Genomic DNA, 16,266 nt, shown 5'->3' on the forward strand with positions numbered 1-16,266 from the left:
TACTGCTGCACCTGCAAACATGCGTCAGTGCATGTAAAACTACGTAAAGTCATGGAATGTCAACAGTTGATGACGTATTTTGCGTCAGGAGGTAAATCATAATGAACAAAATTCTGTTAGTTGACGATGACCGCGAGCTAACCTCGCTGCTGAAAGAACTGCTTGAAATGGAAGGCTTTAACATCGTCGTGGCCCACGACGGTGAACAGGCGTTGTCGTTACTGGACAGCTCCATCGATCTCCTGTTGCTCGATATCATGATGCCGAAGAAAAACGGTATCGATACGTTGAAAGAACTGCGCCAACATCACCAAACTCCGGTGATCATGCTGACCGCGCGTGGCAGCGAACTGGACCGGGTGCTTGGCCTGGAATTGGGTGCCGATGACTATCTGGCGAAACCCTTTAACGATCGCGAACTGGTAGCCCGCATCCGCGCCATTCTCCGCCGTTCCAACTGGAGCGAACAGCAGCAGAATGTGGATACCAGCGCCCCTACGCTGGACGTAGACGGCCTGCAACTCAACCCTGGTCGCCAAGAGGCGACTTTTGACGGGCATGCGCTCGATCTCACCGGCACCGAATTTACCCTGCTCTACCTGCTGGCACAGCATCTCGGCCAAGTTGTCTCACGTGAATTACTGAGCCAGGAAGTGTTGGGCAAACGCCTGACGCCGTTTGACCGCGCCATTGACATGCACATTTCCAACCTGCGGCGTAAGCTGCCGGATCGCAAAGACGGCCACCCGTGGTTCAAAACCCTGCGTGGACGGGGCTATTTGATGGTATCAGCAACATGATCAACAGTTTGACGGCACGCATCTTCGCCATTTTCTGGTTCACATTAGCCTTGGTGCTGATGTTGGTGTTGATGGTGCCGAAACTCGACTCCCGCCAGATAACCTCGCTGCTGGACAGCGAGCAGCGGCAGGGGTTGATGCTGGAACAACACGTCGAGGCCGAGTTGCAAAACGATCCGGCCAACGATCTGATGTGGTGGCGCCGCCTGTTTCGCGCTATCGATAAATGGGCTCCCCCAGGCCAGCGCCTGATTCTGGTCACCAGCGAAGGGCGGGTGATTGGTGCCCAGCGCAACGAAATGCAGATTGTGCGCAACTTCATCGGCCAATCGGATAACTCAGATTTTCCGAAAAAGAAAAAATATGGCCGTGTTGAGCTGGTCGGCCCGTTCTCGGTGCGCGATGGCGAAGATAACTATCAGCTCTACCTGATCCGCCCGGCGAACAGTCCGCAATCCGATTTTATCAACCTGATGTTTGACCGCCCGCTGTTGCTGCTGATCGTTACCATGCTGATCAGCGCCCCACTGCTGTTGTGGCTGGCCTGGAGCCTGGCGAAACCGGCACGTAAGCTGAAAAATGCCGCCGACGATGTGGCACGCGGTAACCTGAAACAGCATCCAGAGCTGGAGTCTGGCCCGCAGGAATTCCTCGCCACCGGTGCCAGTTTTAACCAGATGGTGAGCGCGCTCGAAAGAATGATGACGGCCCAGCAACGGCTGATTTCCGATATCTCCCATGAACTGCGCACCCCGCTGACCCGCCTGCAACTGGCCACCGCCTTGATGCGCCGCCGTCACGGCGAAGGGCATGAGCTGGCGCGTATTGAAACCGAAGCCCAACGATTGGATTCGATGATCAACGATCTGCTGATCCTGTCGCGCGGGCAGCAGAAAAGCGAACTGGTGCGCGAACTGCTGAAAGCGAACGAACTGTGGGCCGAAGTGCTGGACAATGCTCGCTTCGAAGCCGAACAGATGGGCAAACATCTGGAGGTCACTTCCCCTCCTGGCCCTTGGACGATTTACGGCAATGTAGGTGCGCTGGACAGCGCGCTGGAGAACATTGTGCGTAACGCCCTGCGTTACTCGCATACGCGCATTACGGTGGCATTCAGCGCCGATAATCAGGGGGTCACCATCGTGGTCGATGACGACGGCCCTGGCGTTAGCGCGGAAGATCGCGAGCAGATCTTCCGCCCGTTCTACCGCACCGATGAAGCCCGCGATCGTGAATCCGGCGGCACCGGCCTGGGGCTGGCAATCGTCGAGGCAGCCGCCAACCAGCATCGCGGCTGGGTAAAGGCCGAAGACAGCCCGTTGGGTGGTTTGCGCCTGGTACTGTGGCTGCCGCTGCATCAGCGTTAATCGCCAGCACGCCAAGAGTTTGCTATTCTGCGCCCCTCATCATGAGGGGCCTTTTACATGCTGAATATCGTTTTATTTGAACCTGAAATTCCACCCAACACCGGCAATATTATCCGCCTGTGTGCCAATACCGGCTTCCAGCTGCATCTGATCGAACCGATGGGTTTCCCGTGGGATGACAAACGCCTGCGCCGTGCCGGGCTGGATTACCATGAATTTGCCAGCATCAAACGCCATACCGATTACCCCGCGTTTCTCGCCAGCGAAAACCCGCAGCGGCTGTTTGCCCTGACCACCAAAGGCACCCCAGCGCACAGCGCGGTGAGCTATCAGGCGGGTGACTATCTGCTGTTCGGCCCAGAAACCCGCGGCTTGCCCGCCAGCATTCTCGATGCGTTGCCTGCACAGCAGAAAATCCGCATCCCCATGCAGGCCCAAAGCCGCAGCATGAATCTGTCAAACGCGGTTTCCGTGGTGGTGTATGAAGCTTGGCGCCAGCTAGGTTACGCAGGTGCTTTGCTAAAAGAATAAAATATGCCACCTCAAGGCGATGGCCTACCGTACAGACATCGCCCTAAATCATTCTCGCTAAATCTGTGATCGTCGGCATACGCACCCGCTGAATTTTGCCATGCTGTTGCCCCATCCGGCAGCCACCCGAAGGTTCCCTTTGCCACCTCTCTTTAGACTTCCTGTTCATCCGTGGGCTTACCGCGCCAATAACAACGAAGGATAAACAAGATGAACAACGCCATTATGCTGGGGATACTCTGGCACCTGGTCGGGGCAGCCAGCGCTGCCTGCTTCTACGCACCATTCAAACAGGTAAAAAACTGGTCCTGGGAAACCATGTGGTCGATCGGCGGCTTCGTCTCCTGGTTGATTCTACCTTGGGCAGTCAGCTATGTGCTGCTGCCTGATTTCTGGCAATACTACGGCTCCTTCAGCGCAGCCACCCTGCTGCCGGTGTTCCTGTTCGGTGCCATGTGGGGCATTGGTAACATCAACTATGGCCTGACCATGCGCTATCTCGGCATGTCGATGGGGATTGGTATCGCCATTGGCATCACGCTGATCATCGGTACGCTGATGACTCCATTGCTGCAAGGCCGGTTTGAACTGCTGTTCGGTACCGCCGGTGGCCGCATGTCGCTGCTTGGCGTGTTCGTTGCGCTGATCGGTGTGTTAATCGTCAGCTACGCGGGCTTGCTGAAAGAGCGGGCCATGGGCATCCGCGCCGAAGAGTTCAACCTGAAAAAAGGGCTGGTACTGGCGGTGATGTGCGGTATTTTCTCGGCAGGGATGTCGTTTGCCATGGACGCCGCCAAACCGATGCATGAAGCGGCGAGTGCCTTGGGCATCGATCCGCTGTACGTCGCATTGCCAAGCTATGTGGTGATTATGGGCGGAGGTGCGCTGATTAACCTCGGTTACTGCTTTATCCGCCTGGCAACTCTGAACAACCTGTCGGTCAAAGCGGATTTCTCGCTACCGAAGCGGCTGCTGGTGATCAACGTGCTGTTCTCCATGCTGGCTGGCCTGATGTGGTATCTGCAATTCTTCTTCTACGCCTGGGGCCACGCCAAGATCCCAACACAATACGATTACATGAGCTGGATGCTGCATATGAGCTTCTACGTACTGTGCGGCGGTATCGTCGGGTTGCTGCTGAAAGAGTGGAAATGCGGCACCAGAAAACCGGTTGCCGTCTTGTGTATCGGCTGCCTGGTGATCATTCTGGCGGCCAACATTGTAGGTATGGGGATGGCGTCTTAAGGGCTGACGATTACAGCAACGCCTCCATCGCCACAAACCGCTGACGATATTCGCGTGGGGTCATTCCGGCCTCACGCGCAAACACCACAGAAAAATAGTTACTGTCCTCAAAACCGCAGCGAGCCGCAATGTCGCTGATACGGAACTCGCTGCGGCGCAGCAAGCGCTTGGCCTGGCATAGCCGGATCTGCCGCAGATAGTGGTTGATGGTCATGCCGGTCTGCTGGCGGAACAGCAGCTTCAGCGCCCGCTCGGTTAAACGGTGCTGTTGGCAAAATAACCCCAGTTCAAAATGCCCGTCGATGCCGCTTTGCAGCGCCGCCATCAATAAATCCAACTGCTCGCCATCCGGTAGCATATGCGCTTTGTCCACCGCATAGCGATGGCGTTTCAGCACGATCGCCAGTTGCAGCAGCAGCGCTTCGGTTAATTGCAGCGACAGCGAATCGGTTTTACGGCTCTCCTGCGAAAGCTGAGCAATGATCGGCCGCGCCTGTGCCATGCCCTGGGTGGATAGCCGCCAGTAACGCTCGTCCAATGCAGCAAACGGTGGCAGCAGGCTTTCCCATTGCGCATTCAGCCGCAGGCGTTCAGGGCAGTAAATGATATTATCCAGTACCAGATCGTGTACGGACTCATAGCTGTGGCAATCGCTGGCGCGCAGATAAAAAATATCCCCGCAGGTTATGCGATAAGGGCGATCGTTCAGCACATGCAGGCCATTGCCGCGCCAGACGATGACGATCTCGCAAAACTGGTGAGTATGGGTAGCAAACCCTTCCTGGGGATAGCGTTCCGCCACCGCTACCGGCATCTGCTCAGAGGGCAGATAATCGCGGCTCTCCAACAGTAATGATTCCCTCATCTGTACACCTTTTTTATTCATCACCACTGGGCATTATTACCGAACCTGAAGCGAGGAAAATTGATACGATCGCGATTTCACGCCGCTAACGCAAACCCCGCAGCGCACGCGGTGGGCAGGTAAACTCGCGCTTGAACAGCGTTGAGAAGTGGTTGCTGTCACCAAAGCCACAGCGAAAGGCGATATCGGTAATACTGCGGTCGCTGTGGCACAGCATATGGCGCGCTTGCAACAGCCGCAGGTGAGTCAGATAACGCTGTGGTGTCATATTGGTGTGGTTCTTCAACTGCCGGTGCAACGTGCGTAACGGTATGGCAAAGCGTTCTGCCAATTCCGGCCATTCGATTTGTTCGGCGTAATGGTTTTGCAACCAGTCCAGCAGTTGGTGTAAACGCCCTTCCTGATCGTCGCCCTGCCGCGCCATGCACCCGCGCCACAGCTGCACCAGCAGTTGCATAAACACACTTTCATGCAGCGCAATCTCTTCCGGCTGGTCACCTGCTGGCGCACTCATCAGTAATGCAATCAGCTGCTTAACCTGCTGCAACACCTGATGGTTGATGCGCCAATGCGCGGGATAAATACCGTCGCGCTCGCGGGGCAGGAACTGTTCCACGCCGGAAACAAAGCGGAACGCCCCTGGGGCGCGAAACAGGATATTGGTCAGGATTAAACCGTCGGTCTGTTCAAACAGATGGCGATCGTGATCGCGCACAAAACAGACGCAGCCACTGTTAAGGGTATAAGGATTGCCGTTAAACACATGGACACCGGCTCCCTGTTCAACAATCACGATTTCGTAAAAATCATGATGATGTTCTGGAAAAGCCTGCTGCGGTTCACGGGGTTCAATCACCACGGGCGCGCTACAGGAAGGGAAAAAATCACTACTGTGTAATAGATTCATCTTACCCCCCGTTCCTTGGCGCGGCGGGATTACCGCGCAACGTCGGTTAACGATAGTAAGAGAAGCATCAAGGAAGATACCTTAAGTTTTTGACCGAAAAGCACGCTAAATCTGTGCGTTTTTTAAGAAAGCCGCAGCAATGTTGAGAAATGCGTGCAAGGTCACAACCCGCAGAAAACCGGGCTGAATGGCAAACTGTGAGCTGCTTCACCTTTACCTTTGCCATTTTGCCAACCCGCCCTCGGCATTGGCAGTAGCGAGAAGGCTTCGCTACCCGCAACTTTCTACACTGCCCGTCATCAAGCAATAACGGGCTTTCACTCATGACTACACGCAACATTGCTGCCATCGATCTGGGTGCCTCTAGCGGGCGCGTGATGCTGGCCAGCTATCAACCGGAACAACAGCTTCTCCAGCTACGGGAAGTCAGCCGTTTTACCAACCGTTTGCAACAGCGGGATGGGCAGGACTGCTGGGACTTGGATGCGCTGGAGCAGCACATCCGCCAGGCGCTCGCTCAGCTTGATGAGCAGGGCATCGTGCTCGACAGCATCGGTATCGACACCTGGGGGGTGGATTTTGTGCTGCTGGATGCCCAAGGCGAGCGAGTCGGCCAAGCGGTCTCTTACCGCGATGCCCGCACGCAGGGCACAATGGCGCAAGCCCAGCGCACTCTTGGGCGGAGCAATATCTACCATCGCACCGGCATTCAGTTTCTGCCCTTCAACACCCTGTATCAGTTACGCGCCTTGCGCGAGCAGCAGCCTGAGCTGTTAGAGCGCGTAGCGCACCTGCTGCTGATCCCAGACTATCTGCACTTCCGGCTGACCGGGCAACTGAACTGGGAATACACCAACGCCAGCACCACCCAATTACTGAATATCGATACTGATCAATGGGATACCGAGCTGCTTGCCTGGGCGGGCGTGCCAACACGTTGGTTCGGTAAGCCGACCCCGCCGGGCAACCGCGTGGGCTATTGGGCCAGCGCCAGCGGCCAGCAAGTGCCGGTTATCGCCGTCGCCACTCACGATACTGCCAGCGCGGTGCTCGCCACGCCGTTGCAGGATGCCAATGCTGCTTACCTCAGTTCCGGCACCTGGTCGCTAATGGGCATTGAAAGCCCGGTACCGATTGTTAACCCCAGATCGCTGGCGGCCAACATCACCAACGAAGGCGGCGCAACCGGTTATCGGGTACTGAAAAACATCATGGGCCTGTGGCTGCTGCAACGCGCCACTCAGGAGTTGAATATCGGCGATTTACCGGCGTTGATTACCCAAGCCGCGCAGCAACCCGCCTGCCGCTCGTTGATCAACCCCAATGACGATCGCTTTATCAACCCGGCCAACATGTGCCAGACCATTCAGGCCTATTGCCGTGAACAGGAGATGCCGGTACCGGAGAGCCCTGCGCAACTGGTGCGCTGTATCTTCGACAGCCTGGCCATGCTCTACCGCCAGGTGGCACAGGAGTTGGCCACCCTGCATGGCCGCCCGCTGAGCCATTTGCATATCGTTGGCGGCGGCAGCCAGAACCATTTTCTCAATCAACTGTGTGCCGATGCCTGTGGGCTGGCCATCAGCGCCGGGCCGATCGAGGCCTCTACGCTGGGCAACGTCGGCTGCCAGTTGATGGCCTTGGATGCCGTCGCCGATATCGGGCAATTCCGCCGCATCGTGGCGCAGAATTTCCCGCTGCAACATTTCACCCCTCGCGACAATCCCGACTTTGCCGCCCACTGGCCGCAATTTCAGTCGTTGAGTCAATTACCTAAGGAACTTTGTATATGAAAAGCTCTATTGAACAAGCCTGGGAACTGGCAAAACAGCGCTTTGCCGCCGTTGGCGTTGACGTTGAGGCCGCCATTCAGGCGATGGATACTCTGCCAGTCTCCATGCACTGCTGGCAGGGCGATGACGTGGCCGGTTTTGAAAACCCGGAAGGCTCGCTGACCGGCGGCATTCAGGCGACCGGTAACTACCCCGGCAAAGCGCGTAATGCCAAAGAGCTGCGTGCCGATCTGGAGCAGGCGCTGGCGCTGATCCCCGGCCCGAACCGCCTGAATCTGCACGCGATTTATCTCGAATCCGAGACGCCGGTAGCACGTAACCAGATTGAGCCACGTCATTTCAAGAACTGGGTGGAATGGGCAAAACGGCACCGGCTGGGCCTGGATTTCAACCCTTCGTGTTTCTCGCACCCGCTGAGCGCAGACGGTTTTACCCTGTCGCACGCCGATCCAGCCATCCGCCAGTTCTGGATTGAACACTGCCAGGCTAGCCGCCGCGTTTCCGCCTATTTCGGTGAGCAGCTCGGCACGCCTTCGGTGATGAATATCTGGATCCCGGATGGCATGAAAGACACGCCGATCGATCGCTTGGCCCCGCGCCAACGTTTATTGAGCGCACTGGATGAAGTGATCGCCGAAAAGCTCGACCCGGCCCACCATATCGACGCCGTGGAAAGCAAACTGTTCGGCATCGGCGCAGAGAGCTACACCGTCGGCTCCAATGAGTTCTACCTCGGCTACGCCGCCAGCCGCCAGACCGCGCTGTGCCTGGATGCCGGGCACTTCCACCCCACCGAAGTGATTTCCGACAAAATCTCCAGCGCCATGCTGTATGTTCCGCGCCTGTTGCTGCACGTCAGCCGCCCGGTGCGCTGGGACAGCGATCACGTGGTGCTGTTGGATGACGAAACCCAGGCCATCGCCAGTGAGATCGTGCGCCACAACCTGTTCAACCGCGTACATATCGGCCTGGATTTCTTCGACGCCTCGATCAACCGCATCGCCGCCTGGGTGATCGGTACGCGCAATATGAAAAAAGCACTGCTACGCGCCCTGCTTGAGCCGACCGCAATGCTGCGTCAGCTCGAACTACGCGGTGATTACACCGCACGCTTGGCCCTGCTGGAAGAGCAAAAATGCCTGCCGTGGCAAGCCGTGTGGGAAACCTACTGCCAGCGTAACGATGTCCCGGCCGATGCCAGTTGGCTCGACAACGTGCGCAGCTACGAACAACAGATTCTCAGCCAACGTTAAGGATACCGCGCAATGCAACAGCTACTTTCCTCCTGGTTTATCCAGGGCATGATCAAAGCCACCAGCGATATGTGGCTCAAAGGCTGGGATGAACGCAACGGCGGCAATGTCAGCCTGCGACTGACGGCGGAAGACGTTGAGCCTTTCCGTAACGACTTCGTCACCCAGCCACGCTGCGTAGAACTAACGCAACCGGCCAGCGAACTGGCCAACTGCTGGTTCCTGGTCACCGGATCCGGCAAGTTCTTCCGCAACGTGCAACTGGCCCCAGAAGAAAACCTGGTGCTGCTGCAACTTAACCATAACGGTACCGCCTATCACATCCACTGGGGGCTTGCGCAAGGCGGCCTGCCGACCTCGGAACTGGCGGCCCACTTCCAGTCACACATCGTACGTATGCGGGTCAGCGGCGGTAGCGATCGCGTCATCATGCACTGCCACGCCACCAACCTGATCGCACTGAGCTTTGTGCAGGAACTGGATAATGCCCGCTTTACCCGCCTGTTGTGGGAAGGCAGCACCGAATGCCTGGTGGTGTTCCCGGACGGCATCGGCATTGTGCCGTGGATGGTACCGGGTACCGACGGGATCGGCACCCATACCGCCGAACAGATGCAGGCGCACAGCCTGGTACTGTGGCCGTTCCACGGCATCTTTGGCACCGGCCCAACGCTGGATGACGCTTTCGGCCTGATCGACACCGCAGAGAAATCTGCCGAAATCATGGTGAAAGTGCTGTCGATGGGCGGCAAGAAACAGACCATTTCTGGCAGCCAGTTAGCCGCGCTGGCCCAGCGCTTTGGCGTCACGCCGCTGGCAGCGGCGCTCGAAGACTGAGAATGCATTCCCTGCGTCCACTTAGGTGGGCGCATCACAATGCATTCTCACTTCAGGAGTAATACATATGAGTTTCATGCTGGCATTACCAAAAATCAGTTTGCACGGCTGTGGCGCCATTGAAGATATGGTTAAGCTGCTGGCGCAAAAACAATGGGGTAAAGCGCTGATTGTCACCGATGGTCAGTTGGTTGAGCTTGGCCTGCTGGAAGGGCTGTTCAGCGCCCTGCAACAACAGGCGCTGCCCTACGCGATGTTCAATGAAGTATTCCCCAATCCCACCGAAGAACTGGTGCAGAAGGGTTGGCAAGCATTCAAGCAGCACCAGTGTGACTACCTGATTGCTTTCGGCGGCGGCAGCCCGATCGACACCGCCAAAGCGATCAAAATCCTCACCGGCAACCCCGGCCCTTCCACCGCCTATTCGGGCGTAGGTAAGGTCAAACAGGCGGGTGCGCCGCTGGTCGCCATCAACACTACCGCCGGCACCGCAGCCGAGATGACCAGCAATGCGGTGATCACCGACAGCCAGCGCCACGTCAAAGAAGTGATTATCGACACCAATATCATCCCGGATATTGCCGTGGACGATCCGGCCGTGATGCTGAACATTCCCACCAGCGTGACCGCCGCCACCGGCATGGACGCACTAACTCATGCAATAGAAGCCTATGTTTCTGTCGGAGCCCATCCGTTGACCGATCACTCAGCCTTGGAAGCGATTCGCCTGATCGGCACTTGGCTACCCGCCGCAGTGGACGACGGTAACAACCTGCAAGCGCGGGAAATGATGGCATATGGCCAATATCTGGCTGGCATGGCATTTAACAGTGCCGGGCTTGGCTTGGTGCATGCGTTAGCCCACCAACCCGGCGCCACCCACAATCTGCCGCACGGCGTGTGCAATGCCATCCTGCTGCCGGTGATCGAAGCGTTTAACCGCCCCAATGCCGTGGCGCGTTTTGCTCGCATCGCGCAGGCTTTGGGCGTGAATACCCAGGGAATGGATGAAGAGCAGGCCAGCCATCAGGCGATCGCCGCCATTCGTGCACTTTCGCTGCGCGTGGGGATCCCAGCAGGTTTCTCGGCGCTCGGCATCCAGGAACAGGATATTGAAAACTGGCTGGATAAAGCGCTGGCCGACCCTTGTGCACCCTGCAACCCACGCCCGGCCGATCGCGAACAGGTGCGCGAGCTGTATTTAGCGGCGCTGTAATAGCGGAGGAAAATCCATGATCCGTAAAGCTTTTGTGATGCAGGTTAACCCGAGTGCCCACGCGGAATATCAACAGCGCCATAACCCGATCTGGCCAGAGCTGGAACAAGTGCTGAAAGAGCACGGAGCGCACCACTACTCCATCTTTCTGGACGAAGCGCGCAACCTGCTGTTTGGCTATGTTGAGATCGAGTCGGAAGAGCGCTGGAACGCCGTGGCTAATACCGCCACCTGCCAGCGCTGGTGGCGTTTTATGAGCGACGTGATGCCAAGCAACCCGGATCACAGCCCGGTCAGCTCAGCACTGCGTGAGGTGTTTTATTTGGAGTAACTGATAAGGCGGCGGGTTAAATCCCGTCGCCGTATTCAAACCCGTGATTCACGCCGTTGAAATACTGATTCATATCCATCGACGGCGTATCACTTTCAGGCCGCCCAACCAGGCGGGCAGGAACGCCTGCGGCAGTGGTATGAGGTGGCACGGAGTGCAACACTACCGAACCAGCACCGATTTTCGCCCCTTTGCCCACTTCAATATTGCCGAGAATTTTGGCACCAGCGCCAATCATCACGCCTTCACGGATTTTAGGGTGGCGATCGCCGCTGGTTTTGCCGGTCCCGCCGAGGGTCACCGATTGCAGGATAGAGACGTTATTCTCCACCACCGCGGTTTCACCGATCACAATGCCGGTCGCATGATCGAGCATGATGCCGCAGCCGATGGTGGCCGCCGGATGGATATCCACGCTAAAGGCGACAGAGATCTGATTTTGCAGATAAACCGCCAGGGCCTGACGCCCCTGCATCCACAGCCAGTGCGCAATGCGATAGGCCTGCAAAGCGTGAAAACCTTTAAGGTACAGCAGTGGCGTAGAGTATTTATCCACCGCCGGGTCGCGCAGCCGCACCGCAAGAATATCGCGAGCCGCTGCAACAATCATTTGTGAATCAGAGCGGTAAGCGTCTTCCGCCACTTCACGTACGGCAATCGCTGGCATGATCGGATTGGCCAGCTTGTTGGCCAGGATATAACTGAGCGCACTGCCCAGGTTTTCATGCTTAAGCAACGTTGCGTGGAAAAAGCTAGCCAGCATCGGTTCACAATCAGCCAGTGCTCTCGCCTCTGATTTTATATTGCTCCAGACCTGCTCTAACTCTTCTACTGACATCGCTTTCCTCTCTGCCTTACAAAACAAGCCACCTTGCCAGGGTTTCCGGCAAGGTGGCTCAATCCAATCCTGAGGCACAAGACTTCTGGTCCTGAACCCTTCCTTAGGTCAAGCGCTGTGTTTTTCGTCTTTTCTGGTACGCCCCAGCAGACTCAGCGCGGCCTCGCGGGCATTTTTATCACAGTACAACACCTGGTAAATCTGCTCGGTAATCGGCATTTCCACACCATGACGTTGCGCCAGCGCCAAGACCTCTTTGGTATTGCGATAGCCTTCCACCACTTGCCCAATGCTGGCCTGTGCTTCATTCACGTCCATGCCCTGCCCCAGCATAATACCGAAACGCCGGTTGCGCGATTGATTATCCGTGCAGGTTAACACCAGGTCACCCAACCCCGCCATGCCCATAAACGTTGACGGGTCAGCGCCCAGTGCGGAACCAAGACGGCTCATTTCCGCCAGCCCACGGGTGATCAACGCGGTACGCGCGTTGGCACCAAAGCCGATACCGTCGGACATGCCAGCGCCGATGGCGATGACGTTTTTTACCGCGCCGCCCAACTGCACCCCAATAAAATCAGGGTTGCTGTACACGCGGAAGCTTTTGCCGCAGTGCAGCAACTGCTGCAAATCTTCGGCAAACTGCTCGTCGGTGGCCGCCAGCGCAATCGCCGTCGGCAGCCCGGCTGCCAGCTCTTTGGCAAACGTCGGTCCAGAGATCACCGCCAGCGGTATATTATCGCCCAACGCTTCGCGCGCCACGTCTTGCAGCAACCGGCCAGTTTCCGCTTCCAGGCCTTTGGTAGCCCATACAATGCGGGCATCCGGGCGCAGATGCGGTTTCAACTGGCGCAGCACGTCACCAAATACATGGCTCGGCACCACCACCAGCACATCACGGCTGGCCGCCAGCGCACGGGCCAGATCGGCTTCGAGCAGCAAGGTATCGGGGAAAGCAACGTCGGGAAGAAACGCCTGATTGCAGCGATCGCGCTGCATAATCTGAATTTTTTCGGGGATATGCCCCCACAATATGACCGGATGGCCGTTACGCGCCAGCGTAATCGCTAATGCGGTGCCGTACGAGCCGGCACCGATAACAGTCATTGAAGCATTGACGGTGTTCATCAGGCATCCTGATGTGGTTCGGCACCTTCGCTTTCGGCCTGCTGTTGCTGCTGTTGCAGATAGCTCATGAACAGCGCGTCAAAGTTGACCGGTGCCAGGTTCAGTTGCGGGAATGTACCGCGAGAAACCAGGCTGGTGATGCACTCACGCGCATACGGGAACAGAATGTTCGGGCAGTATGCACCCAGGCAGTGCGCCAGCTGCGTCCCTTCGATCCCGGCTACGGAGAAGATGCCCGCCTGCTGAACTTCACACAGGAACGCAGTTTCTTCGCCCAGAGACGCCGTTACGGTTACGCGCAGTACCACTTCATACACGCCATCAGTCAATTGGCTGGAAGCGGTATCCAGATCAAGTTTAACTTCTGGCTGCCATTCCTGCTGGAATACTTGCGGAGCGTTTGGCGCTTCGAAAGAGATATCCTTGGTGTAGATACGTTGGATCTGGAAAGCCATCTCTGTGGTGTTTTGTTCTGACATTTGTCTGATACCCTTAGTTAAATATCCTTATTGACACTCAGTAACCGGTATACCCTAAGCAGCTTGAAACTGCAGACTGCAGCGCCAAGCCCTGTGGGTATAACTACCCGCTTAAAGCAGCGGATCAAGGCCACCGCGAGCATCGAGTGCATGTAAATCATCGCAGCCACCCACGTGCTGACCGTCGATGAAAATCTGAGGCACGGTGGTTCGCCCACTGCGCGCAATCATCTCTTCGCGCTTCACGTTATTGCCATCGATAGCAATCTCGTTGAACGCAGCTCCCTTACTGTTCAGCAACGCTTTGGCGCGATGGCAGAACGGACAGGTTGCCTTGGTGTAAATATCAATGCTAGCCATGGAAAAAACCACCTTAAACTACAACTACGTAAATAAATTACTTGCCGCGTGCCAATGGCAGGTTTTCACCGCTCCAGCCCGCAATACCGTCTTTCAGGGTGTAGACGCTGACAAAACCGGCTTTATCCAGATTTTCTGCTGGCTCGCGTGATGTGGTGCCATTAGCGCAAGCCACAATGATCGGCTGGGCTTTATGTTTTTCCAACTCGCCGAGGCTGCCGCTTTTGATCTCACTTGCCGTCAGATTGATGGCATTGGCAATGTGACCTTTACGGAAATCATCCCGGCTGCGGGTATCTACCACTACAGCATCTTCTTTATTGATCAGGCGAATAGCTTCGCCGCGGGTGATCTCTTTCACTTTAGAGAAACGGCCCTTGATGGTCATAACGATCACCGCAGCCAGCAGCGCCACCCAAGCCAAACTCAGTATGGGATGCCTGCTAACAAATTGCATAATTTCTTGCAGCATGGGGTGTAACAACTCCCGTCAGTTAGGGGAAAATAAGTCAAGGTTTCAGAGTATACCTGCCGAATGCGGCAAATACAGCCAATAAGCAAGCGTGAATGCAGAAACTGCGGTCTGCGCCGAAAAATTACCGCAATGGCACAAGGAAAGTCGCCATTGTTCAACGCAACTTTGATCTTTCTAGGCTCTTTTTTCCCGGCTTTGTTGTAAAATCATTCGGTTCTGGAGGGTGAATAGCCATCATTCCAAGGGGTTGATGGCTATTCACAACTTAAGCGATCATAACGAGGTTATAGCAATGTCGAGTACGAAAAAGCCCATGGTTCTGGTGATCCTGGACGGTTATGGCCACCGGGAAGAACAGCAGGACAACGCGATCCTGAATGCCAAAACGCCGGTCATGGATCGTCTGTGGCAACAACAGCCACACACCCTGATTGCCGCCTCCGGTCTGGATGTTGGTCTGCCTGATGGCCAGATGGGCAACTCGGAAGTGGGCCACGTCAACCTGGGTGCTGGGCGCATCGTTTATCAGGATCTGACCCGCCTGGACAAAGAAATCAAAGACGGTGACTTCTTCACCAACGCCACCCTGACCGCTGCGGTAGACAACGCGGTGAAAGCCGGTAAAGCGGTACACATCATGGGCCTGATGTCCCCTGGCGGCGTGCACAGCCACGAAGACCACATTCTGGCGATGATCAAACTCGCCGCACAGCGTGGTGCTAAAGCCGTTTACCTGCATGCGTTCCTGGATGGGCGTGATACCCCACCGCGCAGTGCTGAAAACACACTGAAACGTTTCAGTGATGAGTTCGCCAAACTGGGTGCCGGGCGCATTGCCTCCGTGATTGGTCGTTACTACGCTATGGATCGTGATAACCGTTGGGATCGCGTGCAACTGGCTTACGATCTGATGACTCAGGCCAAAGGCGAATACACCGCCGATAACGCCGTTGCCGCGCTGCAAGCCGCCTATGCCCGCGATGAAAACGATGAATTCGTGAAACCAACCGTGATTCAGGCCGCAGGCGAAGCCACTGCACAGATGAATGACGGCGATGCGCTGATCTTCATGAACTTCCGTGCTGACCGCGCGCGCCAGATCACCCGCGCCTTTATCAATGCCGATTTCGACGGTTTCCCACGGGCTAAAGTGGTGAAATTCGGTGATTTCGTGATGCTGACCGAATACGCCGCCGACATCCAGACCGCCTGTGCCTATCCACCGGCTTCGCTGGCGAACACCTTCGGCGAGTGGCTGATGAAGCACGACAAAACCCAGCTGCGCATTTCAGAAACCGAGAAATACGCTCACGTCACCTTCTTCTACAATGGCGGCGTCGAAGAGCCGTTCAAAGGCGAAGAACGCGTGCTGATCAACTCACCAAAAGTGGCCACTTACGATCTGCAACCGGAAATGAGTTCCGCAGAGCTGACCGAAAAGTTACTGACCGCTATCCACAGCGGCAAGTACGACGCCATCATCTGTAACTATCCGAATGGCGATATGGTGGGCCATACCGGCGTTTATGATGCGGCAGTCAAAGCGGTAGAAACGCTGGACCACTGCATTGCGCAGGTGGTTGATGCGGTGAAAGCCGTTGATGGCCAATTGCTGATCACTGCGGACCACGGTAACGCCGAGCAGATGCGCGATCCGGCTACCGGCCAGGCGCATACCGCGCACACCAGCCTGCCAGTGCCGCTGATTTATGTCGGCAAACCGGCCAAGGCGGTTGAAGGTGGTAAGCTTTCCGATATCGCACCAACCATGCTGGCGCTGATGGGTATGGAAATCCCGCAAGAGATGACTGGTAAGCCGCTGTTCATCGTGGAATAATCCT

At 56.4% G+C, this 16,266-nt stretch carries 17 protein-coding genes; 10 read left to right on the forward strand and 7 right to left on the reverse strand.

Annotated elements, in window-relative coordinates; genetic code table 11:
* Nucleotides 1–101: 101 nt before the first annotated feature.
* The 4 genes from cpxR to rhaT all read left to right on the forward strand — a co-directional run bounded on the left by cpxR (nucleotide 102) and on the right by rhaT (nucleotide 3,943).
* Entirely contained in the window at nucleotides 102–800 is a 699-nt protein-coding gene (cpxR, locus tag ACX1CU_RS23395) for an envelope stress response regulator transcription factor CpxR (RefSeq protein WP_459400554.1), read from the forward strand.
* Nucleotides 797–2,167: an envelope stress sensor histidine kinase CpxA gene (cpxA, locus tag ACX1CU_RS23400; protein WP_459400555.1), complete on the forward strand. Its 1,371-nt coding sequence runs from the start codon at nucleotides 797–799 to the stop codon at nucleotides 2,165–2,167. The genes cpxR and cpxA overlap by 4 nt, the downstream gene beginning before the upstream one ends.
* Nucleotides 2,168–2,224: 57 nt before the next feature.
* Nucleotides 2,225–2,698 carry a tRNA (uridine(34)/cytosine(34)/5-carboxymethylaminomethyluridine(34)-2'-O)-methyltransferase TrmL gene (gene trmL, locus ACX1CU_RS23405; protein WP_459400556.1) on the forward strand — a complete coding sequence of 158 codons (474 nt, stop codon included), beginning with the start codon at nucleotides 2,225–2,227 and terminating at the stop codon, nucleotides 2,696–2,698.
* Between the two features lie 210 nt (nucleotides 2,699–2,908).
* A complete protein-coding gene (gene rhaT, locus ACX1CU_RS23410) occupies nucleotides 2,909–3,943 on the forward strand; it encodes an L-rhamnose/proton symporter RhaT (protein ID WP_459400557.1) in 1,035 nt (344 codons plus the stop codon).
* Nucleotides 3,944–3,953: 10 nt separating this feature from the next.
* Here rhaT and rhaR read toward each other — a convergent pair whose 3' ends face one another.
* Both rhaR and rhaS read right to left on the reverse strand, forming a co-directional pair.
* Nucleotides 3,954–4,808 (reverse strand): HTH-type transcriptional activator RhaR, encoded by an 855-nt coding sequence (rhaR, locus tag ACX1CU_RS23415; RefSeq protein ID WP_459400558.1) that lies wholly within the window; start codon nucleotides 4,806–4,808, stop codon nucleotides 3,954–3,956.
* A gap of 85 nt (nucleotides 4,809–4,893) precedes the next feature.
* Nucleotides 4,894–5,715 (reverse strand): HTH-type transcriptional activator RhaS, encoded by an 822-nt coding sequence (gene rhaS, locus ACX1CU_RS23420; RefSeq protein ID WP_459400559.1) that lies wholly within the window; start codon nucleotides 5,713–5,715, stop codon nucleotides 4,894–4,896.
* 323 nt (nucleotides 5,716–6,038) lie between these two features.
* On the opposite strand from rhaS, the gene rhaB reads away from it, so the two are divergent.
* From rhaB to rhaM, 5 genes are all read left to right on the forward strand, one after another.
* Entirely contained in the window at nucleotides 6,039–7,508 is a 1,470-nt protein-coding gene (gene rhaB / locus ACX1CU_RS23425) for a rhamnulokinase (protein ID WP_459400560.1), read from the forward strand.
* Complete coding sequence (locus tag ACX1CU_RS23430) at nucleotides 7,505–8,761, forward strand: L-rhamnose isomerase (RefSeq protein WP_459400561.1); 1,257 nt, start codon at nucleotides 7,505–7,507, stop codon at nucleotides 8,759–8,761. The genes rhaB and ACX1CU_RS23430 overlap by 4 nt, the downstream gene beginning before the upstream one ends.
* A 12-nt stretch (nucleotides 8,762–8,773) precedes the next feature.
* The gene (rhaD, locus tag ACX1CU_RS23435; protein ID WP_459400562.1) at nucleotides 8,774–9,598 is read left to right on the forward strand and encodes a rhamnulose-1-phosphate aldolase; all 825 of its coding nucleotides are present in this window, start codon (nucleotides 8,774–8,776) and stop codon (nucleotides 9,596–9,598) included.
* 67 nt (nucleotides 9,599–9,665) lie between these two features.
* Nucleotides 9,666–10,814 carry a lactaldehyde reductase gene (fucO, locus tag ACX1CU_RS23440; RefSeq protein ID WP_459400563.1) on the forward strand — a complete coding sequence of 383 codons (1,149 nt, stop codon included), beginning with the start codon at nucleotides 9,666–9,668 and terminating at the stop codon, nucleotides 10,812–10,814.
* A 16-nt stretch (nucleotides 10,815–10,830) separates the two neighbouring features.
* Nucleotides 10,831–11,145 carry an L-rhamnose mutarotase gene (gene rhaM / locus ACX1CU_RS23445; protein WP_459400564.1) on the forward strand — a complete coding sequence of 105 codons (315 nt, stop codon included), beginning with the start codon at nucleotides 10,831–10,833 and terminating at the stop codon, nucleotides 11,143–11,145.
* 16 nt (nucleotides 11,146–11,161) lie between these two features.
* Here the strand turns inward: rhaM and cysE are convergent, their stop codons facing one another.
* The 5 genes from cysE to ACX1CU_RS23470 form a co-directional block, all read right to left on the reverse strand.
* Nucleotides 11,162–11,983: a serine O-acetyltransferase gene (cysE, locus tag ACX1CU_RS23450; protein WP_459400565.1), complete on the reverse strand. Its 822-nt coding sequence runs from the start codon at nucleotides 11,981–11,983 to the stop codon at nucleotides 11,162–11,164.
* 108 nt (nucleotides 11,984–12,091) lie between these two features.
* Nucleotides 12,092–13,111, reverse strand: coding sequence for an NAD(P)H-dependent glycerol-3-phosphate dehydrogenase (gene gpsA, locus ACX1CU_RS23455; protein WP_459400566.1), 1,020 nt, complete (start codon nucleotides 13,109–13,111; stop codon nucleotides 12,092–12,094).
* Nucleotides 13,111–13,590 (reverse strand): protein-export chaperone SecB, encoded by a 480-nt coding sequence (gene secB, locus ACX1CU_RS23460; RefSeq protein ID WP_459400567.1) that lies wholly within the window; start codon nucleotides 13,588–13,590, stop codon nucleotides 13,111–13,113. The genes gpsA and secB overlap by 1 nt, the downstream gene beginning before the upstream one ends.
* Nucleotides 13,591–13,701: 111 nt before the next feature.
* Complete coding sequence (gene grxC / locus ACX1CU_RS23465; RefSeq protein ID WP_459400568.1) at nucleotides 13,702–13,950, reverse strand: glutaredoxin 3; 249 nt, start codon at nucleotides 13,948–13,950, stop codon at nucleotides 13,702–13,704.
* 37 nt (nucleotides 13,951–13,987) lie between these two features.
* Complete coding sequence (locus ACX1CU_RS23470) at nucleotides 13,988–14,422, reverse strand: rhodanese-like domain-containing protein (protein ID WP_459400569.1); 435 nt, start codon at nucleotides 14,420–14,422, stop codon at nucleotides 13,988–13,990.
* A 295-nt stretch (nucleotides 14,423–14,717) separates the two neighbouring features.
* On the opposite strand from ACX1CU_RS23470, the gene gpmM reads away from it, so the two are divergent.
* A complete protein-coding gene (gpmM, locus tag ACX1CU_RS23475; protein WP_459400570.1) occupies nucleotides 14,718–16,262 on the forward strand; it encodes a 2,3-bisphosphoglycerate-independent phosphoglycerate mutase in 1,545 nt (514 codons plus the stop codon).
* Nucleotides 16,263–16,266 lie beyond the last annotated feature (4 nt).

The sequence above is a fragment of the Serratia sp. D1N4 genome (assembly GCF_054552755.1).